Origin of the sequence: Serratia sp. CY33525 (genome assembly GCF_052169115.1) — a bacterium.
Taxonomy (GTDB): domain Bacteria; phylum Pseudomonadota; class Gammaproteobacteria; order Enterobacterales; family Enterobacteriaceae; genus Serratia; species Serratia sarumanii.
In genome coordinates this window covers 294,708-314,595 of sequence record NZ_JBJNLK010000003.1, presented here as the reverse complement: position 1 = coordinate 314,595, position 19,888 = coordinate 294,708, and the positions used below count along the sequence as shown (strand labels likewise).

Below are 19,888 nucleotides of genomic sequence, written 5' to 3'. Positions count from 1 at the left end.
TCAGGCCAGGCGCTGAATGCGCTCGTGCAGCTTCTGCAGTTGCACCAACATTTGCTCGGCAATCGCCCGGAACGCCTCGCTGATGTCGTCATGTTGCGCCGTTCGCCGCCAGAACTCGAGAGCCAATAGCTCCGCTTGCCGCCAGACGGCGCCGCTCACCTCGTTGCTCAAACGGATCTCCAGCGCGTCGTGGCGCAGATTACCGCTGCTTGCCGGGGCAAAAGCCATCGGCAACATATCATACAAAGGCGCCAACATGACCGGCCGCTGGGTTATCCGCAAGAACGACAGGTTGCCTTGGTGCATATCGCTGTTGGCGATCAACCGGCCAAAGGCCCAATACAGGGCAACCCGTTGGTAGACTGAGTGATCGATCACCCCTAGCTGCAATAACCGCTCGGCGGCCACGACCCAGTTGGCGTGGCCGCTGCCGCTGAACTCGGCATCCAGCGCCTCCAGCGACACCATCGCTACCCTCCCTTCTTCACCGATGCGATCAAAGCGCTCGATCTCTAAAAAGCATTGTCGGTCAGCACCGAACAGGATTTGCGCCGATGCGGCAGGCAATCCCGCAGCGGCGACCGTCTGCAATGCCAGCGACTCGGCGATCAGCAAATCGCTCCAGCGCTGTGCAATGACATGCGTCGGCGCCAGGCTGAACTTCACCAAAACATGCGCACGGCGCCCAGGCGCCAGCTCAGCATAGGCGGTAAATTTGGGTTGCTCGCCACCGGCGGAAGAGCCTACCAGCTCCCCGGCCAGCGCCTGGACAGACAATGCGGCGTAACGCTCGGTTTTATCTTCCACCGTGATGGCGACGGCAGTATCCCGCATTAACCAACGCTGATAGCTGTCGGCACCAGGCAACAGATCGCCGGTCATGTCTTCGCCATAACGGCAGAGCGCCAACAAGCGTTGACCTTCATCCCATCGCCGCACATCCTCCGGCAAATTCAACTCGCGCGCCGCTGCTTTTCCCCAGGCTCGCCCGAGAAAGCCAATCGGCCGTAGGTCGTTCAAATACCATGGCATGCCGTCATAGAGCTGCCACTCTCCGCTGCGCTCATCGCACACCGCACAGTTATCGGCAGGATACAGCGGGCAAAGCGTGGCAAACAGGTGCGCCTTACCCCGTTCATCAACCCGATATAGCGGAAACTGCCTCTCACCGCCGATCCCGCGCCGCAACGCATAGCGCGTCGCCTTACCTTTACCGAGGATCAATACGGCGCCCGCCAGTTCACGGAGACGGCGCGATAGCGTCGGCTGGCTGATGCCTAACGCTTCTGTCAGTTGACGAGCCGTAGCCGGCCCATGACGCAAAACTTGTTCAACGGTGAGCATCGGATGAATAGATTGGTGAATAGATTGATAAAGGAAGTAATAGCGTTAAATGGCAGAAAGGTAAAGCGTTAGCCAAAACTGGCCAAGCAGAATGAATAGATTGACGGGCGGGCGCCATGATGACGCCCGCCGGGGTGTTACGCTTTGTCGCCCAGCAGCACGGATTCCAGCGCGATAACGATCATGTCGTTAAAGGTGGTCTGGCGTTCCGCCGCCGTGGTCGCTTCGTGGCGCAGGATGTGGTCGGACACGGTGCAGATGGTCAGCGCCTTGCAGCCGAACTCTTCGTACAGCTCTGCCGCCACGCCGTAGATGCCGGCCGCTTCCATTTCCACGCCCAGGATGCCGTACTTCTTCATCACCTGGAACATGTCCGGATCCGGGGTGTAGAACAGATCGGCGGAGAAGATGTTGCCCACGCGCGCCGGGATGCCCTGCGCCGCCGCCGCGTCGACCGCGTTGCGCACCATGTCGAAGTCGGCGATCGCCGCGTAGTCGTTGTCCTTGAAGCGCAGACGGTTCACCTTGGAGTCGGTGCACGCGCCCATGCCGATCACCACGTCACGCAGTTTGATATCGTCACGCACCGCGCCGCAGGAGCCCACGCGAATGATCTTCTTCACGCCGAATTCTGCGATCAGCTCGCGCGCATAGATGGAGCAGGACGGGATGCCCATGCCGTGGCCCATTACGGAGATGCGGCGGCCTTTGTAGGTGCCGGTGAAGCCCAACATGCCGCGCACGTTGTTCACTTCCACCGCGCCTTCCAGGAAGGTTTCGGCGATGTATTTTGCACGCAGCGGATCGCCCGGCATCAGTACTACGTCAGCGAAATCACCCATCTCAGCATTAATGTGCGGCGTAGCCATAATTTTCTTCCTTTAGAAATCTTATTTAATAAAAACGTCAAACATCTAAGCCTTGAATTTCGAGTTGCAGCTAGGCACTAACAACGCTGCGGCTTGAAAGACAGGGCTTAGAACATGCTCTTACCGTATTCCATCGGCGACAGGCCAAAGTAATTGGCGACGGTCTGGCCGATGTCGGCGAAGGTCTCGCGGTGGCCCAGCGAGCCCGGTTTCACTTTCGGGCCGTAAACCAGCACCGGGATGTGCTCGCGGGTGTGGTCGGTGCCCGGCCAGGTCGGGTCGCAGCCGTGGTCGGCGGTGAAGATGATGATGTCTTCGTCTTTCACCAGCTTCAGCAGCTCCGGCAGGCGGCGGTCGAACAGCTCCAGCGCGGCGGCGTAGCCCGCCACGTCGCGGCGGTGGCCGTAAGAGGAATCGAAGTCCACGAAGTTGGTGAACACGATGGTGTTGTCGCCGGCCTTTTCCATTTCGATCAGGGTTGCGTCGAACAGCGCGTCGATGCCGGTCGCCTTCACCTTCTTGGTGATGCCGACGTTGGCGTAGATGTCGGCGATTTTACCGATCGACACCACTTCGCCGCCCTTCTCGTCCACCAGCTTTTTCAGCACGGTCGGCGCCGGCGGCTCTACCGCCAGATCGTGACGGTTGCCGGTGCGCTGGAAGTTGCCCGGCTTGTCGCCGACGAACGGACGCGCGATCACGCGGCCGATGTTATACCCGCCTTCGGTCAGCTCTTCACGCGCGATTTCGCACAGCTCGTACAGGCGATCCAGGCCGAAGGTTTCTTCATGGCAGGCGATCTGGAATACCGAGTCGGCGGAGGTGTAGAAAATCGGCTTGCCGGTTTTCATGTGCTCTTCACCCAGCTGATCGAGGATCACGGTGCCGGATGAGTGGCAGTTGCCTAGGTAGCCCGGCAGCTTGGCGCGTTCGACCAGTTTGTCCAGCAGTGCCTGCGGGAAGCTGTTGTGCTCGTCCTTGAAATAGCCCCAGTCGAACAGCACCGGCACGCCGGCGATTTCCCAGTGGCCCGACGGCGTGTCTTTACCGGAAGAAAGTTCGCTGGCGTAAGCGTAAGCGCCGATGATGTCGGCGTTGCGATCCAACCCCTGCGGGAAGTTGCCGGTGGACTCTTCCGCCGCTTTGCCAAGGCCCAGACGGCTCAGGTTAGGCAGCGTCAGCGGGCCCTGGCGGCCCACGTTGGCCTCACCGCGCGCGCAAACCTCGGCGATGTGGCCCAGGGTGTCGGAACCCTGATCGCCAAAACGTTCGGCGTCTTCGCTGGCGCCGATGCCGAAGGAGTCCAATACCATAATAAATGTGCGTTTCATCTGTGCTCTCCTGCGTGTTCTCACGCTTTGGACGGCCGCGAAAAAGCCGCGACCGTTCCTGATTCTTGGGTTATTCCGTGATGCGCTTATACACCACCGGCGTCGCTTCCGGCGCCTTGTCGCTCAGCGTCATCGCGCTGCGCACCGCATCGGCCGCCTGCTGCCAGCTCTCTTCATCGTTGGCGTGGATCATCGCCAGCGGCTGCTGGGCATCCACTTTCTCGCCCAGGCGCGCCACCTCGGTCAGGCCAACGCTGTAATCGATGGCGTCGCTCGCCCGGCGACGGCCGCCGCCCAGCGCAACCACCGCCATGCCCAGCGCGCGGGTATCCATGGCGCTGATGATGCCCGGCTTTTCAGCATACACCGGCTTGCTCAGCGTTGCCGCCGGCAGATAGCTATCGTAGCGTTCGACGAAGTCTATCGGCCCCTGCTGCGCCGCCACCATGCGGCCAAACACCTCCGCCGCCTTGCCGTTGTCCAGCACCGCCTGCAGTTTGGCGCGCGCGTCGGCCTCGTCTTGCGCCAGGCCGCCGGACAGCAGCATTTCCACGCACAGCGCCAGCGTCACTTCCAGCAGGCGCGGGTTGCGGTATTCGCCGGTCAGGAAGCGCACCGCTTCACGCACTTCCACCGCGTTGCCGGCGCTGGAGGCCAACACCTGGTTCATGTCGGTCAGCAGCGCGGTGGTCTTGCAGCCCGCGCCGTTGGCCACGCCGACGATCGCCTGCGCCAAATCTTGCGACAGCGCATAGGTCGGCATAAAGGCGCCGGAGCCGACCTTCACGTCCATCACCAGCGCATCCAGCCCTTCCGCCAGCTTCTTGGCCAGAATGGAGGCTGTGATCAGCGGGATCGAATCCACGGTGGCGGTGATGTCGCGGGTGGCGTAAAAACGTTTGTCCGCCGGCGCCAGCGAGCTGGTCTGGCCGATGATCGCCACGCCGACGTCCTGAATGATTTTGCGGAAGGCGTTATCGTCCGGGAAAATATTGAAGCCCGGAATGGCTTCCAGCTTGTCCAACGTGCCGCCGGTATGCCCCAGGCCGCGGCCGGAGATCATCGGTACATAGCCGCCGCAGGCCGCCACCATCGGGCCGAGCATCAGCGAGGTCACGTCGCCCACGCCGCCGGTCGAATGCTTGTCGACGATCGGGCCGTTCAGCGCCAGGCTTTTCCAGTCCAGCACGGTGCCGGAATCGCGCATCGCCATGGTGAGCGCCACGCGCTCCGGCATGCTCATGTCATGGAAATAAATGGTCATCGCCAGCGCGGCGATCTGCCCTTCCGACACCACGTTGTCGCGAATGCCGTTGATGAAAAAGCGGATTTCCGCTTCGCTTAACGGCTGGCCGTCGCGTTTCTTACGAATAATTTCTTGAGCCAGGAACAAGGCATCCCCCTGTGTCGCCGAGAGTCGGTGCAGACGGGCGCGCCTGGCGCCCGCCAACGAAATCGATCAGTAGCCGCCGCCGGCGGTCTGGGTCTGGTAGCCCAGCGCGGCCAGCAAGCTGGCCAGCAGGCTGGAAGCGCCAAAGCGGAAATGCCGCGCATCGGCCCAGCCTTCGCCCAGAATACGATCGGCAAGCTGCAGATAATGCAGCGCGTCTTCCGCGGTGCGCACGCCGCCGGCCGGCTTGAAGCCCACCGTCTTCGCCACGCCCATATCGCGGATCACCGACATCATCAGCTCGGCGCTTTCCAGCGTGGCGTTGACCGGCACCTTGCCGGTGGAGGTCTTGATAAAGTCCGCCCCGGCCTTGATGGCGATCTCGGACGCCTTGCGGATCAGATCGGCCTGCTTCAGCTCACCGGTTTCGATGATCACTTTCAGCAGCACGTTGGCCGCTTGGCAAGCCTGCTTGCACTGTTTCACCAGCTCGAAGCCGACCTGTTCGTTGCCGGCGATCAGCGCGCGGTAAGGGAACACCACGTCCACTTCATCCGCGCCATAGGCGATGGCCGCGCGGGTTTCCGCCAGCGCGATGTCGATATCGTCGTTGCCATGCGGGAAGTTGGTCACGGTGGCAATGCGGATATCCGGCGTGCCTTGCTCGCGCAGCGCCTTACGCGCCACCGGGATAAAACGCGGGTAGATGCAGATGGCCGCCGTGTGGCCGGCCGGGCTGTTGGCCTGACGACAGAGCGCGATCACTTTCTCGTCGGTGTCATCATCATTCAGCGTGGTTAAATCCATCAAATTCAGCGCACGTTGCGCTGCTGCGGTTAATTCGGTCATAAAACTCTCCAACTGAGTACCTGGGTGTTGGCGAGCGGACTTGGTTCCATGAAGATAGCGCTGGGGAACGGCGTTCCCGCGGCGGCAACTGAGATCCTTCTCACCGCACATGGCCACCCGCCTTGCGGCCGGCCAGTAATAGCTATTTGAACACGAATGCCGGGGGCGATTCGCGTTCATCGTCACACTATATGAAATAGCACTGTAACAGACCGGAATTATATGTGAAGAACATCACAAAATAACGCGATATCGTTCACAAATTCGCTAAAGAAGCGGCTGAAGATCGCGGGTGCGGCACGCACCCGCGTTGCTTAGAGTATAGGCGGAGTCCCGCGATCGGTCGCGCCGTCGCGGGCCTCGGGATGGCTTACAGCGCCAGGAAGAAGCCGGCGATGGTGGCGCTCATCAGGTTGGACAGCGTGCCCGCCGCCACGGCCTTCAGACCGAAGCGCGCGATGTCGTGGCGACGATTGGGCGCCATGCTGCCCAGACCGCCCAGCAGGATCGCCACCGAGGAAAGGTTGGCGAAGCCGCACAGCGCGAAGGAGATGATCGCCTTGGTATGGGCCGACAGCACCTGCAGGCCTTCCGCCGCCACTACGTCATCCGGACGCAGATAGGCGCCGAAGTTCATGTAGGCGACGAACTCGTTGACGATGATCTTCTGGCCGATGAACGAACCGGCGGTCATCGCCTCGCTCCACGGCACGCCGATCAGGAAGGCGATCGGCGAGAACACCCAGCCGAGGATCAGTTCAAGCGACAGCTGCGGATAATCGAACCAGCCGCCGATGCCGCCGAGAATGCCGTTAAGCAAGGCGATCAACGCGATAAACGCCAGCAGCATCGCACCGACGTTCAGCGCCAGCTGCATGCCGGAGGCCGCGCCGGAAGCCGCCGCGTCGATCACGTTGGCCGGACGATCCTCTTCGGCGATCAGCTTCATCGCATCGTCTTTATCGTGGGTCTGCTCGGTTTCCGGCACCATCAGCTTGGCGAACAGCAGCCCGCCCGGCGCGGCCATGAAGGACGCGGCGATCAGGTATTCCAGCGGCACGCCCATCTGCGCATATCCCGCCAGCACCGAACCGGCCACCGAGGCCAGGCCGCCGCACATCACCGCGAACAGTTCTGATTGGCTCATGGTGGCGATATACGGACGCACCACCAGCGGCGCTTCGGTCTGACCAACGAAAATGTTGGCGGTTGCCGACAGCGATTCGGTGCGCGAGGTGCCCAACAGCTTTTGCAGCCCGCCGCCCAGCACGCGGATCACCAACTGCATGATGCCGAGGTAGTACAGCACCGCAATCAGCGAGGAGAAGAACACGATCACCGGCAGGACGCGCAGCGCGAACACGAAGCCGCCGCCGCCGAACACCTCGAACATCTTGTCGGACACCAGCCCGCCGAAAATGAACGAAATGCCCTGATTGCCGTAGGCGATAACGTTTGCCACCCCGTTCGACATACTGCCGAGGATGCTGCGGCCCAGCGGCACATACAGCACCAGCGCGCCGATGCCGACCTGAATGATGAACGCCCACGCGACGGTGCGCAGTTTGATGGCCCGGCGGTTGCTGGAGAGCAGCACCGCAATGGCGATCAGCACCGCCATGCCGACTAGGCTCATGATGAGTTGCATGCAAAGTTTCCCTGTTGCAAAAAATAAAATACATCCCTGCTCATAAAGAGAGGTCTGCTATTGGAGAGTTTCGGGGGGATTATACTGAGCGAGGTCACTCTCGCACCGATTTATGTCACAAATGCATACAACGAGACGCAAATGAAAATCTTATAACGTGACACAGGTCACGTTATCACCTCATCAATCCGGCATGGCAAACAGCGCCTGAGCATTGCGCTGCAGATGGGCGGCGATCTCGTCGGCCGGTTCCGGCCGCAGCTCGCACAGCGTTTGAAACACCTCGGCGGCGCGTTCGGGGCGATTGGGCTGCCCCTGATAGCCCGCCAGCGGCATGTCCGGCGCATCGGTCTCCAGCAGCAGCGCCTCGAGCGGCAGCTGCGCCATCACGCCGCGCGTTTTCTGCGCCCGCTCATAGGTGATGGTGCCGCCCACGCCGATGTAATAGCCGAGGCGGATAAACGCCTGCGCCTGCGACAGGCTGCCGGCGAAGCCGTGCACCACGCCGCGACGCGGCAGCTGCATGCGCCGCAACGCCGCAGCCAGCTGATCGTGGGTGCGGCGCGAATGGAGGATCACCGGCAGGTCATGCTGTTTCGCCAGCCGCAGCTGGGCCAGCAGCACGCTTTGCTGGCGCTCGAACTGCGGGTTGTCCATATACAGATCGAGCCCGACCTCCCCCACCGCTACCAGCTTGCGCGGCCGTTCGGCCAGCAGCGCCGCCAGTTGCTCCAACTGCGGCTCATGATGCTGCGCGATATACAGCGGATGCAGCCCCAGCGCGGCGAACAGCGGCGCGTGATCCTGCGCCAGCCGCAGCACCCGCGCGAAGCGATCGGCGGTGACCGTCGGGACGATGATGCGCGTGACGCCGGCGCTTGCCGCTCGCACCAGGCTCTCGCCCTCATGCCCGGTAAAGGGCGGGAAATCGAAATGACAGTGGGTGTCGGTAAAGGCATAGCTCACAGCGCGCCCCCTTCACCCGGCGGCAGATCGCCCGGCAGAATGATCTTCGGCGCCACCACCGCGGCCTCCGGCTGCGCGCCAAGATCGGACGGCATGACGATGTCGGTCACGATCGGCGAAGGCATTCTGACGTTCTCCGGCTGGATCAGGCGGCGCGACAGCGCTTTTTTCACCCTCATGCCGTCCGGCTCCGGCTGCGCCATCCACTGGCCGACGGTGGCCAGGAAATAGCGGCCGCAGCGGCGCCCCAGGTGATAATCCTGATTGAGCGACCCCAGTCGGCTGCCCAGCGCATTGCTGGCCAGCGGCTTCGGCGGGAAGATCTCGAAGATGCGCAGCTTGCCCGGCGGCTTCTCGATAAAGCGCTGGATGCGGTGATAGCTTTGCTCGTGATGCTGCAGGATGCGCACCATCTGCTGCAGGCTGCTGTCGCTCAGCCAGTGCTCCATGCGCTTCATCCACTGCGGGGTGTAGTACATCTGCGAAGGCACGGTGCGGATCACCACGATGGTGTCGGCGCCGCGGCGATAGGCCTCTTCCACCGGGATCGCATCGCTGATGCCGCCGTCCTGATAGCTGATGCCGTCCAGCTCCACGCCCTGGCGATAGAAGCCGGGAATGGCGCTGGACGCCTTGATGGCCGGCAGCCAGCGCTCGCGCTGCGCGGGCAGATAGGTCGGTTCGAAATCGTCGCTGCGGCAGGCACACAGCAGAAACTCGCGCCCGTCGGTAAAGTGCCGTTCCGCTACGTCCATCGCCAGCGGCATCTGCGCCGCTGCCGTATCAACCAGCCAATCGAGATCGATCAGATGCCCGCCGCGCACGAAGCGCAGCGGATTGAAGAATTGAGCCGAGGTGGTGTAACGGGTGATCACCCGGCGCGCGTAGCCCACCTGTCCGCAAATGTAGGCAGACAGATTCTGGGCGCCGGCCGACGTGCCGATCAGCAGATCGAATGGGTTAAAGCCCGCGCGCTGAAACTCGTCCAGCACGCCGGCGGTGAAAATGCCGCGCTGGCCGCCGCCTTCGCAGACCAGCGCCATCTTGCCTGGCCGAAAGGGCTTAGACGCCAGCGGTTCTATATTGCCGAGCGTGATGGGTATTCTGTATCCCAACTTGGCATCCTCAGTGAGATGTTTTCTCCGAGGATACCGCGTCTCGCTCTCTTCCGTAATCCTCTTGCAGCACGCCGGCGAGGAAATCATTGCTGCCGGCCAGCCAGACGCAATCGCTGCCGGACCATTCGGCCAATGCCTGCCATACCTGGCCTTTCAGCTGTTTCCAGCGCCCGACGATGATGTCGCTGTTCATGGCCGGCCCTCCCCGACGTGAGAAAAGGAATTAAGCTTTGTTACAGTTTGCAGGAAAATACCGGCCGGCTAAGGGCGCCGGCGGCCGGTGAACAGGCTGACCAGGAACAGGATAATGCCGACGACAAACACGATTTTAGCCGCCCAGGCGGCGGTGCCCGCCAGCGAACCGAACCCCAGTGCCGCAGCGATAAGCGCGATGACTAAAAAGATAATGCCCCAACGAAACATAAGCTTCTCCTTACCATTGTGAAAAAATTCGCTGCTGTCTACCGCCCCGACAACGGGGCGTCGACGGCAAATCAGTTTCTTTTTTTGGTGGTACATGTCGGGCCGCCTTCACGGCCCGACCGATGCGGCTTGTTGTTACTTGTTACGGGCGCCTGGCGGGATTACGGCTTGACCACCAGGTCGTTTTTCACGCTTTTCACGCCGTCGATGGCCTTGGCGATGCTTTCCGCACGCTCAGACTGCGCCTGCGTTTTCACCTCACCGGAAAGCTGCACCACGCCATCGGTGGTTTCCACTTTCACATTGCGCGACGGCACGATGTCATCGGCCAGCAGCTTGGCTTTCAGCTCGCTGGTGGTGGCGGTGTCGCCGGCATACGATTTGATCGACTGGTTGGCTTCATCTTTCACGTGCAGCTTGTCGCTGACGGTCTTGACGCCTTCCACCTTGCCGGCGACAGCGACCGCATGCTCCGCCTGCGCCTGGCTGCCGACGAACCCGCTCAGGGTCACGGCGCCTTTTTCGGTTTTCACCGAAATGTCGGAACTTTTGATGGTTTTATCTTCCACCAACGCACTTTTAACTTTAGCCGTTATCGCGCTGTCATCCATGTAACCGTCAACTTTTTTCATGGAGCTATCGATTTTGGCACCGGCACTGTCCGCGGCGTTAGACGCCTTGTTGAGCAGACTCTCTTCGGCCAGCGCACTGCCGCTGACCAACACAGAACCCAATACAACAGCCATCAACGAGTGTGCAAATTTGGTCTTTTTCATCGATCTCTTCCTTTTGTTGGGGGCTCACAACGCCAGAGCGCCGGAACCCTGCGGCCACCTTCACGCGGCCTTCTCGGTAAATACTTCATCATCGCTATACGATTAAGCGTTCACGACAGGAATATTGCAACGGCCGTGCCAACTCAAAAAAAACCTTAAAAATCAAAGAAAACAAATCAGACGTTGGATTTTTAGCCAAAAAACTGTCGCCTATTGACGACAGGCTAAGTCACACAAAACTGAAATATAGTTATCTCATTGATATTTAAAGATACTGACTGTCTCCTATCGGCAACACATCAGAATAACTCACCAAACAAACAACATATTACAGTGATTTACTCTCAAGCAATGTGCGGACATCCCGTTAAAGATAGACCATTAGACAGAAAATGCAGGCCGAACGAACATCGCCTGGTGTCCTAGGTTCGCAAGAAAAATATGAGGGAGGTTTATTAATTAGCGCAGTGGGAATAGGAGAGGCGTGCAGGGCGCACTGGGCGCCCTGCCGATTGATCAGTGTTCGCGCGTCTTGCGGAAGGTCACGTCAGGATAACGTTCCTGCGTCAGGTTGAGGTTCACCATGGTCGGCGCGATATAGGACAGGTTGTCCCCGCCGTCCAGCGCCAGGTTGATCTCGTTCTTGCGCTTGAACTCTTCGAACTTCTTCACGTCGTCGCACTCGACCCAGCGCGCGGTCGACACGTTGACCGACTCGTACAGCGCTTCCACGTTGTACTCGCTCTTCAAGCGCGCTACCACCACGTCGAACTGCAGCACACCGACCGCACCGACGATCAGATCGTTGTTGGCGATCGGACGGAACACCTGCACCGCCCCCTCTTCGGACAGCTGCACCAGCCCCTTCAGCAGCTGTTTCTGCTTCAGCGGATCGCGCAGGCGAATGCGGCGGAACAGTTCCGGCGCGAAGTTCGGGATGCCGGTGAACTTCATGTCTTCACCCTGGGTGAAGGTATCGCCGATCTGAATGGTGCCGTGGTTGTGCAGGCCGATGATGTCGCCCGGATAGGCTTCTTCCACGTGCGAACGGTCGCCGGCCATAAAGGTCAGCGCGTCGGAGATCACCACGTCTTTGCCGGTGCGCACCTGGCGCAGCTTCATGCCCTTCTCGTAGCGGCCGGAAACCACGCGCATAAAGGCCACGCGGTCGCGGTGTTTCGGATCCATATTGGCCTGGATCTTGAACACGAAGCCGGTGAATTTCTCTTCCGCCGCCGTCACTTCGCGGGTGTCGGTTTTGCGCGGCATCGGCGCCGGCGCCCAGGCCACCAGGCCGTCCAGCATGTGATCTACGCCGAAGTTGCCCAATGCGGTACCGAAGAACACCGGGGTCAGCTCGCCGCTCAGGAAAGCCTCCTGATCGAACTCGTGGGAAGCGCCCTGCACCAGCTCCAGCTCATCGCGCAGCTGCGCCGCCAGATCTTCACCCACCGCCGCATCCAGCTCCGGGTTGTTCAGGCCCTTGACGATGCGCACTTCCTGAATGGTGTGGCCTTTACCGGTCTGGTACAGGTAGGTTTCATCCTTGTACAGGTGGTAAACGCCCTTGAACAGCTTGCCGCAGCCGATCGGCCAGGTGATGGGCGAGCAGGCGATCTTCAGTTCTCGCTCGACTTCATCCATCACTTCCATCGGATCGCGGATATCGCGGTCCAGTTTGTTCATGAAGGTCAGGATCGGCGTGTCGCGCAGACGGGTCACTTCCATCAGCTTGCGGGTGCGATCCTCAACGCCCTTGGCGGCGTCGATCACCATCAGACAGCAGTCGACGGCGGTCAGAGTACGGTAAGTATCTTCGGAGAAGTCTTCGTGCCCCGGGGTATCCAGCAGGTTGACCAGGCTGTCGCGGTACGGGAACTGCATCACCGAGGTGGTGATCGAGATCCCACGCTGCTTTTCCATTTCCATCCAGTCGGATTTGGCGTGCTGGCTGGAGCCGCGGCCTTTTACCGTACCGGCGGTCTGGATCGCCTGTCCGAACAGCAGCACTTTTTCGGTAATGGTGGTTTTACCGGCATCGGGGTGCGAGATGATGGCGAAAGTTCTTCTTTTGGAGACTTCGCGGGCAAATTCACTAGGAGACATGGTTTTCAGGTTCTACGGTTAGTCCGCCCTGCGACATCATCAGAACGCGCCGATCGCGGCGCCGGGCAAAGCGGTGAATAAAAGATAACAGCCGGGCATTTTCGCCGATTTGCCAACCGGTGACAATCAATGGATCCGATTTCCCGCTAACGCAGGCGGAAATCGGGGGACAAAGCGGCCCAATGCCGACGCAATATCGATTTGTGATCGTCCGCCATCGGCAGGTTTTCCAATAATTCCGGCCACAAATTTCGCGCCTTGTCGATGGCATCCACAAGGTGCACACGAATCGCAGGCCAGGGAATATCGACCCGCTCAGCCCAGCGCTCGAAGGTTTGCATTGAGATCCTATCCCAGCGTTTTTCCTTCGCCATATTGAGCGCGGCCTCAGATTCACCAGGAATATAGGCCAACGTAGTGACGATGTCATAAGCGGGAGAAAGCCGAACATCGGTCTGGTTTGGATAGATCATGGACCAATTCTTTACGTGAGCATCGCCATTGGCGAGCAAAATATTCGCCAACAGACGGCGTGCCATTTGCTGCGCATCCGCTAAAGGTTCACTGCCATACTCATAGAGATAAGCCGCTATCTGATCGTAATTTTTACCGCGGTATTTATCGTGCGCGTAAATCTCGAATATCTGAGCAAAATCTTCTGCATGTACTCGCCCGTTTTCGCTGCGGTCAAAACGACGGATGGCATAAGCATAAGGTTCATCCGCCAAGCGAATATCAGGCAAGTGCTCAAGTCGTGTCAGCTCAACCAACTCAATATCAGGAATATCCACGCCGATGGCTTGCGCCAAGCGCATTACCGTATATTCATTTTCAGGGAGATGACGATGGACCGTTGAAGGCGTTTTAATGATCCAGCTATCGGCGCCGACCTGAGAAGAAATGTTGAAGCGGCCCTCTTTGCGCACAGAGGAAAACTTCATTTGTACCCCTGCCAAAGAAAACTTTTGCGCCTCCACGCCAACATTAATTTGCACGGCTTCCAGCTCGCCGCGCGACGTTAACGCCCAGGCGGGTATGTCACTGGCGGCCAGCGGCCGGGCTTCAAGCGCTCCCGGCAGGTTTCCCCCGGCCCAGGCAATTAAGGGAAACTCCTCGTTCACATGGGCTTTCAACGACTGGGCCACCCAACCGCGCAGTGCGCCTTCGGGTAACAAATTGGATAAGACGGGCGGCAGGCGCTGCGATGACTGTAAAACTTGCTCAAGATACCCCGGGTGCGCCCTCTGCCTTAGCGTAAACAAGGGACGAGCATGCTCCGGCAAAGCGAGGTAGTGCGGATCAAAGGTCAGGATGTTTCTGCCGCCGCTGTAATGCGCCAGCACGCCAACACGCACGCCATGCAATATCAAGGCTAATGCCTGCACCGATTCAACCTGTCGCTGCCCTTTCATCAGCTAGTCCTCGAGATCTTTCAGTTTTTTTTCGAAATTCTGCGGCTTACCGGCTTCCGGCGCGCGACTCACTTCCTGTTGCAGCAAGCACTCCACATCACGGGCAGACTTTTTCGGCACGATGACATATTCCAAATCCATCGCCGCCAATATCCGTAGCAGCGTGCTTACCCGCATATCGCTACCCGTTTCAATACGCTGATATTGCTGTTGGGTCATGCCAATCTTCATTAAAAAGTCTTTTTGGCTCCAGCCCAACTCAATGCGTTTTTCTTTCAGCAACGCTGATATTTCTGATAATTTTCTCATCCGCACCTCCCAACAACGCATTGGTTGTCTCACCAACAATAAACAACAAATTAGTTGTCGCTATGGCAAAAAACAACTTATTCGATGTAAATTAATCAGAAAACAACTTTTTTGTTGTAAATGAAAGGAAAACAATAAACAGGATGTGTTTAGATTACGCCAGCGGCAGCGCCATCACGATCGCGTCTTCGCGGCCGTGGGCGCTCGGGTAATAATTGCGGCGCACGGTAACCTCGTTGAAACCGAGATCTTCATACAGCGCGATCGCCGCCTGGTTGGAGGCGCGCACTTCCAGCCACAGCGTGACCACGCCGCGGCTCTCCAGCCGTTCAATCAACGCGTTGAGCAGCAGGCGGCCAAAGCCACGGCGCTGGTACTGCGGATGAATGGCGATGTTGAACAGCGTGGCTTCGTCCAGCACGATCTGCGTGATGGCGAACCCCGCCATCTCCCCGTCGGCGCTCAGCTTCAGGTTAAGGTAGCGATCGCCCTGATTGCTGGCGAAGGTGGTTTCCGTCCAGGGAAAAGCGTGGCTGGCTTGCTCAATGGTGAAGGCCGTGGCCAGGTCGGCCGCCGTCAGGGTAGAAATCGTGTTCATGATGACAAATCTGCTGCCAGAGGGCGCGTTTGGCCCCCGCGTCTTGGGAAAGCTCGGCCAGCGCCGGGCTGTGTAGCTGCGCACCGGCGACCGCAAGCGGTTCCGCCACGCCCAGCCGCCAACTGTTGCATGCGGTCTCTTCAGGCAGCATCGCCGCCTGTTCCGGCGTCAGGCTGTAAGTTTGCGCCGGCGTCAGCCCCAGGCTACGCAGCACGTCGCAAAACAGCGGATCGTCCGGTGCGGGCAGCGTCTGCGCCACCACCAGCAGGCGCGCCTCGGGTGGCAGACTGACCGCCACTTCGCCCTGCAACACGCCCGGGCGGCGCAATGTCCACTGCGTAATACCCAGTTGTTGTAACAGCCAGTCGCGTTTTGATGCCATGCCGATTCCTACCCGTTGTGGTGCGCCATGCCTGCCATGCGCCGCGCTATGCTAACAAACCCGCGCAGCCCGCGCCAACAAACCCGTCGAACATATCGCCACAAAGCTCTATAATCCCCGGTCTCATTTCCAGGAGCCAATATCTGATGTCTGCATTAACCCCCGCCAGTGAAGTCATGCTGCGCCACAGTGATGAATTTATCGAACGCCGCGTGCTGTTTGCCGGCGACCTGCAGGACAGCCTGCCGGCCCAATTCGAGGCCGCGGACGTGCGCGTCCACACTCAGCAATACCATCACTGGCAGTTACTGAACCGGACGATGGGCGATAACGTGCAGTTCGGTTTGACCGTCGATCCCGCTTTCGTCGCCGACTGCGACACGCTGGTTTACTACTGGCCGAAGAGCAAGCAGGAAGCGCAATTCCAGCTGTGCAACATCCTGGCGCTGCTGCCGGTGGGCGTAGACGTGTTCGTGGTCGGTGAAAACCGCAGCGGCGTGCGCAGCGCCGAGCCAACGCTGGAAGGCCACGCCACGCTGGTGAAAATCGACAGCGCGCGCCGCTGCGGCCTGTATCACGGCCGCCTGGACGCACAGACCGAGTTCAGCCTGGACGACTGGTGGGACAGCTACCAGCTGCACGATCTGGAAGTGAAAACGCTGCCGGGCGTGTTCAGCCGCGACGGCCTGGACGTCGGCAGCTCGCTGCTGCTGTCGACGCTGGAAAAACACATGAAAGGCAAGGTGCTGGACATCGGCTGCGGCGCCGGCGTGATGGCCTCGGTGATGGCCAAGCTGTCGCCGAAGGTGAAACTGACCCTCAGCGACGTCAACGCCGCCGCGGTGGAGTCCAGCCGCGCGACGCTGGCCGCCAACGGCATCGAAGGCGAAGTGATCGTCAGCAACGTTTACTCCGACATCACCGGCCGTTTCGACATGATCATCTCCAACCCGCCGTTCCACGACGGGCTGCAGACCAGCCTGACCGCCGCCGAAACCCTGATCCGCGGCGCGGTAAAACACCTGCCGATCGGCGGCCGGCTGCGCATCGTCGCCAACGCCTTCCTGCCGTACCCGGACATTCTGGACGCCACCTTCGGCAGCCACGAAGTGCTGGCGCAGAACGGCCGCTTCAAGGTGTATCAGGCCACCGTCGGCCGCCCGCCGCGCGCGCCGAAGAAGAAATAATTCGCCGTTGGCGGAAAACGACAGAGCGCGGCCTGAGGCCGCGCTTTTTTTTAGCCGTTGATATAGGTCATCGACTCCGCGCCGTAGCGATCGCCGGCCGCCGCACTCAGCGGAAACACCGCGTCGATCGCCGCCAGTTCGGCCGCGCTCAGCGTTATCTCCGCCGCCGCGACGTTCTCTTCGAGGTAGCGACGGCGTTTGGTGCCGGGGATCGGCACGATGTGCTCGCCCTGCGCCAACACCCAGGCCAGCGCCAGCTGTGAAGGCTTGACGCCCTTCTGTGCCGCCAGCTCCCCCACCTTCTCCACCAGCGCCAGGTTGCGGGCGAAGTTTTCCCCCTGGAAGCGCGGGTTGCCGCGGCGGAAATCGTCCTCGGCCAGATCCTCCGGCCGCCGGATAGCGCCGGTGAGGAAACCGCGCCCTAACGGGCTGTAAGGCACAAAGCCGATGCCGAGGCGCTCACAGGCTGCCAGCACGCCCTGTTCGGCATCGCGCGTCCACAGCGAATACTCGGTCTGCAGCGCGGTGATCGGATGCACCTTGTGCGCCCGCTCCAGCGTGGCGACCGACGCCTCGCTCAGGCCGATATGGCGGATCTTGCCTTCGCGGATCAGATCCGCCATCGTGCCCACGACGTCTTCGATCGGCACCTGCGGATCGACCCGATGCTGATAATAAAGATCGATCTCTTCTACGCCCAAGCGCCGCAGGCTGCCTTCCACCGAGCGCCGGATATACTCGGGCCGGCTGCTGACGCCGCGCGCCGAAGGATCCGCCGGATCGCGCAGGATGCCGAACTTGGTGGCCAGGAACACCTGTTGCCGTTTGCCCTTGATCGCTTCCCCCACCAATTCCTCGTTGGTGTGCGGGCCATACATGTCGGCGGTGTCGAGCAGCGTGACGCCCAGCTCCAGCGCCCGGTGCAGCGTGGCGATGGCTTCCTGCCGATCGGCGCCGGTGGAGTAGAAGTCGCTCATGCCCATGCATCCCAACCCCAGGGCGGAGACGAGGGGGCCGTGAGAACCCAGTTTACGTTGTTGCATTGTGCTGCCCTCATGCGATGAACGGATAACGCAGCAAAGTCTGGTTGTTTACGCTACAAAGATAAATAATGCAGATTGCACATCACTGTTCAAAAATCACCAACAATCCGGAGTGGACATGGATCAGGTTCAAGCCATGCGCATTTTTACCCGCATCGTCGAACTGGGCAGCTTCAGCCGGGCGGCCGAGCGCCTGCAGCTGCCGCGCGCCACGGTCAGCAACGCGTTGAAACGGCTGGAGCAGCGGCTGGGCGTGCGCCTGCTGATCCGCACCACCCGCCAGGTGCAGGTGACCAGCGAAGGCAGCCTCTACTATCAACGCTGCGTGCAGTTGCTGGGGGCGCTTGAGGAGGCGGACACGCTGTTCAGCCACCATAAGCTGCAACCGTCCGGCAAAGTGCGCATCGATATGCCCCATTCGCTGGCGCGCCAGATTGTCATTCCGGCGCTGGACGACTTTTACCAGCGCTATCCCGACATCACCCTGGCGCTGGGCGCCAACGATACCCACGTCGATCTGTTGCGCGAAGGCGTGGACTGCGTGCTGCGCGCCTGGGAAACCGAAGACGACAGCCTGGCGGCGCGGCGCATCGCCCAATTGCCGCAGGTCACCTGCGCTTCCCCCGCTTACCTGCAGGCCTGCGGCACGCCGCTCGACATCGATAGCCTGGCGCCGCACCGTGCGGTAGGGTATTTTTCCCTGGCCAGCAACCGCGATTACCCGCTGGAATTCTGCCGCGGCGGCAAAGTGGAACTGCGCGAACTCCCCGCCCGGCTGAGCGTCAGCGGCGCCGACGCCTACATCGCCGGCGCGCGGGCCGGCATGGGGTTGATTCAGGCGGCGCGCTATTCGCTTGCCCCCTGGCTGGAACGGGGCGAACTGGTGGAAGTGCTGGCGGACACGCCGCCGCCGCCGATGCCGATTTACATCATGTATCCGCCCGGCCGTTTCCTGGCGCCACGGGTCAGGGTGTTGATTGATTGGCTGATTTGGCTGTTTGACCAGCGGAAAAGCGGCGATATGGCTGTTTTTCCAGCAAACGCCCGCAATGCGGGGAAATAACTGTTGACGTGCCCGCCAAAATCTCTAGAATTCGCCTCCGTGGTAACGTTACTCCGGTAATGTTTCTGGTACGCGAAGGTGGCGGAATTGGTAGACGCGCTAGCTTCAGGTGTTAGTGTCCTTACGGACGTGAGGGTTCAAGTCCCTCTCTTCGCACCAAATAACCACATGATTTATATTGCACTCAGCATCGATGCGAAGGTGGCGGAATTGGTAGACGCGCTAGCTTCAGGTGTTAGTGTTCTTACGGACGTGAGGGTTCAAGTCCCTCTCTTCGCACCAAGCTGGCGACGTAATATAAATCAAAGCAACAACATCGACTGTGCGAAGGTGGCGGAATTGGTAGACGCGCTAGCTTCAGGTGTTAGTGTCCTTACGGACGTGAGGGTTCAAGTCCCTCTCTTCGCACCAATTGATGATCTCTCCGGTAGTCCCTTCGAAAAAATCCCAACGCATTGATGAACAACACGCCTAAGCGTGGTTTTGCCGTTTCCGGCGTTTTACCCGAAGCTGAAGTTGAGGCTGACCGCCGCCAGGCCTCCCGCCAGCGCCATGCAGGAAGGCAGCAGCAGATAATGACGCAGCCGGCTGTTGAACAGCATCACAAGCGTCGCCAACATCGCTATCACGATCAGGCTGCGCAGCTGCATCATATCGAGATCGATCAAGGCCAGCAGCGGCATCAGCGCGCACGGCAGCAAAACGCCCCAGGCGCTGGCCAGGCGATCGCCGAGGCACCAGCTGACGCCCCACAGCCCGCATGCGGCAATCATGGCAGTGAGCATGACAACCCCCTCAAGTGATAATGATAACCAATATCATATAACACTTTTTTGGCCGCCGCATCATTTTCGCTGCGATGACCAAACCCAGATGACACCAGCAGGAAAAAATGATAATTTGACATAAGAAAATTCCTAGTCCTGTTTGCATGATAATAATCACAACGGTCAACCATGCAATTCAAGTGGATATTTCGCGCCAAGGGAATGCTTCTCAACCTTAATTATTCGACAGTACGACTTTGCAAAGAGTGACCTCCGTATGAACGCCCGTTCTTATCAGGAATTACTG

Annotated in this window: 20 protein-coding genes and 3 tRNA genes; 5 read left to right on the top strand and 18 right to left on the bottom strand. The window is 60.0% G+C overall.

Annotation, left to right across the window (positions count from 1 at the left end; all coding sequences use genetic code 11):
- The 16 genes from yjjJ to ACJ8IM_RS10155 all read right to left on the bottom strand — a co-directional run bounded on the left by yjjJ (position 1) and on the right by ACJ8IM_RS10155 (position 15,521).
- Positions 1-1,344, bottom strand: coding sequence for a type II toxin-antitoxin system HipA family toxin YjjJ (gene yjjJ / locus ACJ8IM_RS10230; RefSeq protein WP_033652876.1), 1,344 nt, complete (start codon positions 1,342-1,344; stop codon positions 1-3).
- A 137-nt stretch (positions 1,345-1,481) separates the two neighbouring features.
- Positions 1,482-2,213, bottom strand: coding sequence for a purine-nucleoside phosphorylase (gene deoD, locus ACJ8IM_RS10225; RefSeq protein ID WP_033652875.1), 732 nt, complete (start codon positions 2,211-2,213; stop codon positions 1,482-1,484).
- Positions 2,214-2,320: 107 nt separating this feature from the next.
- The gene (gene deoB / locus ACJ8IM_RS10220) at positions 2,321-3,544 is read right to left on the bottom strand and encodes a phosphopentomutase (RefSeq protein ID WP_033652874.1); all 1,224 of its coding nucleotides are present in this window, start codon (positions 3,542-3,544) and stop codon (positions 2,321-2,323) included.
- Between the two features lie 70 nt (positions 3,545-3,614).
- On the bottom strand, positions 3,615-4,937 hold the full coding sequence (gene deoA, locus ACJ8IM_RS10215) for a thymidine phosphorylase (RefSeq protein WP_033652873.1): 1,323 nt from the start codon (positions 4,935-4,937) through the stop codon (positions 3,615-3,617).
- Between the two features lie 66 nt (positions 4,938-5,003).
- Positions 5,004-5,783, bottom strand: coding sequence for a deoxyribose-phosphate aldolase (gene deoC / locus ACJ8IM_RS10210; protein ID WP_033652872.1), 780 nt, complete (start codon positions 5,781-5,783; stop codon positions 5,004-5,006).
- A gap of 370 nt (positions 5,784-6,153) precedes the next feature.
- Positions 6,154-7,431, bottom strand: a complete 1,278-nt coding sequence (locus ACJ8IM_RS10205; RefSeq protein ID WP_033637021.1) for a NupC/NupG family nucleoside CNT transporter — start codon at positions 7,429-7,431, stop codon at positions 6,154-6,156.
- Between the two features lie 183 nt (positions 7,432-7,614).
- A complete protein-coding gene (locus ACJ8IM_RS10200; RefSeq protein WP_033652871.1) occupies positions 7,615-8,397 on the bottom strand; it encodes a TatD family hydrolase in 783 nt (260 codons plus the stop codon).
- On the bottom strand, positions 8,394-9,512 hold the full coding sequence (locus ACJ8IM_RS10195) for a patatin-like phospholipase family protein (RefSeq protein ID WP_033652870.1): 1,119 nt from the start codon (positions 9,510-9,512) through the stop codon (positions 8,394-8,396). Before ACJ8IM_RS10195 ends, ACJ8IM_RS10200 begins: the two co-directional genes overlap by 4 nt.
- Before the next feature lie 10 nt (positions 9,513-9,522).
- Entirely contained in the window at positions 9,523-9,708 is a 186-nt protein-coding gene (locus tag ACJ8IM_RS10190; RefSeq protein WP_033649120.1) for a CsbD family protein, read from the bottom strand.
- Positions 9,709-9,776: 68 nt separating this feature from the next.
- A complete protein-coding gene (locus ACJ8IM_RS10185; RefSeq protein ID WP_004857650.1) occupies positions 9,777-9,938 on the bottom strand; it encodes a DUF1328 domain-containing protein in 162 nt (53 codons plus the stop codon).
- A 161-nt stretch (positions 9,939-10,099) separates the two neighbouring features.
- Positions 10,100-10,714 carry a molecular chaperone OsmY gene (gene osmY / locus ACJ8IM_RS10180; protein ID WP_033637016.1) on the bottom strand — a complete coding sequence of 205 codons (615 nt, stop codon included), beginning with the start codon at positions 10,712-10,714 and terminating at the stop codon, positions 10,100-10,102.
- A gap of 516 nt (positions 10,715-11,230) precedes the next feature.
- A complete protein-coding gene (gene prfC, locus ACJ8IM_RS10175) occupies positions 11,231-12,820 on the bottom strand; it encodes a peptide chain release factor 3 (RefSeq protein WP_004933094.1) in 1,590 nt (529 codons plus the stop codon).
- Between the two features lie 146 nt (positions 12,821-12,966).
- Positions 12,967-14,232 carry a type II toxin-antitoxin system HipA family toxin gene (locus tag ACJ8IM_RS10170; RefSeq protein ID WP_033652869.1) on the bottom strand — a complete coding sequence of 422 codons (1,266 nt, stop codon included), beginning with the start codon at positions 14,230-14,232 and terminating at the stop codon, positions 12,967-12,969.
- 3 nt (positions 14,233-14,235) lie between these two features.
- Complete coding sequence (locus ACJ8IM_RS10165; protein ID WP_033652868.1) at positions 14,236-14,541, bottom strand: helix-turn-helix domain-containing protein; 306 nt, start codon at positions 14,539-14,541, stop codon at positions 14,236-14,238.
- Between the two features lie 154 nt (positions 14,542-14,695).
- Positions 14,696-15,139: a ribosomal protein S18-alanine N-acetyltransferase gene (rimI, locus tag ACJ8IM_RS10160; RefSeq protein ID WP_033649119.1), complete on the bottom strand. Its 444-nt coding sequence runs from the start codon at positions 15,137-15,139 to the stop codon at positions 14,696-14,698.
- Positions 15,084-15,521: a DNA polymerase III subunit psi gene (locus ACJ8IM_RS10155; RefSeq protein WP_033637012.1), complete on the bottom strand. Its 438-nt coding sequence runs from the start codon at positions 15,519-15,521 to the stop codon at positions 15,084-15,086. Before ACJ8IM_RS10155 ends, rimI begins: the two co-directional genes overlap by 56 nt.
- A gap of 146 nt (positions 15,522-15,667) precedes the next feature.
- Here ACJ8IM_RS10155 and rsmC point away from each other — a divergent pair, with 146 nt between their 5' ends.
- Positions 15,668-16,708 carry a 16S rRNA (guanine(1207)-N(2))-methyltransferase RsmC gene (gene rsmC / locus ACJ8IM_RS10150; protein ID WP_033652867.1) on the top strand — a complete coding sequence of 347 codons (1,041 nt, stop codon included), beginning with the start codon at positions 15,668-15,670 and terminating at the stop codon, positions 16,706-16,708.
- 50 nt (positions 16,709-16,758) lie between these two features.
- On the opposite strand, the gene ACJ8IM_RS10145 is transcribed toward rsmC, so the two are convergent.
- Positions 16,759-17,751 (bottom strand): aldo/keto reductase, encoded by a 993-nt coding sequence (locus ACJ8IM_RS10145; RefSeq protein WP_033649117.1) that lies wholly within the window; start codon positions 17,749-17,751, stop codon positions 16,759-16,761.
- Positions 17,752-17,869: 118 nt separating this feature from the next.
- Between ACJ8IM_RS10145 and ACJ8IM_RS10140 the strand changes: the two genes are divergently transcribed.
- The 4 genes from ACJ8IM_RS10140 (at position 17,870) to ACJ8IM_RS10125 (ending at position 19,225) form a co-directional block, all read left to right on the top strand.
- The gene (locus ACJ8IM_RS10140) at positions 17,870-18,814 is read left to right on the top strand and encodes a LysR family transcriptional regulator (RefSeq protein WP_033652866.1); all 945 of its coding nucleotides are present in this window, start codon (positions 17,870-17,872) and stop codon (positions 18,812-18,814) included.
- Between the two features lie 72 nt (positions 18,815-18,886).
- Positions 18,887-18,973 (top strand) — tRNA-Leu (locus tag ACJ8IM_RS10135).
- 36 nt (positions 18,974-19,009) lie between these two features.
- Positions 19,010-19,096, top strand: a tRNA-Leu gene (locus ACJ8IM_RS10130).
- A gap of 42 nt (positions 19,097-19,138) precedes the next feature.
- A tRNA-Leu gene (locus ACJ8IM_RS10125) sits at positions 19,139-19,225 on the top strand.
- 89 nt (positions 19,226-19,314) lie between these two features.
- On the opposite strand, the gene ACJ8IM_RS10120 is transcribed toward ACJ8IM_RS10125, so the two are convergent.
- Positions 19,315-19,599, bottom strand: coding sequence for a DUF1435 domain-containing protein (locus ACJ8IM_RS10120; protein WP_033637006.1), 285 nt, complete (start codon positions 19,597-19,599; stop codon positions 19,315-19,317).
- Positions 19,600-19,888: the final 289 nt, after the last annotated feature.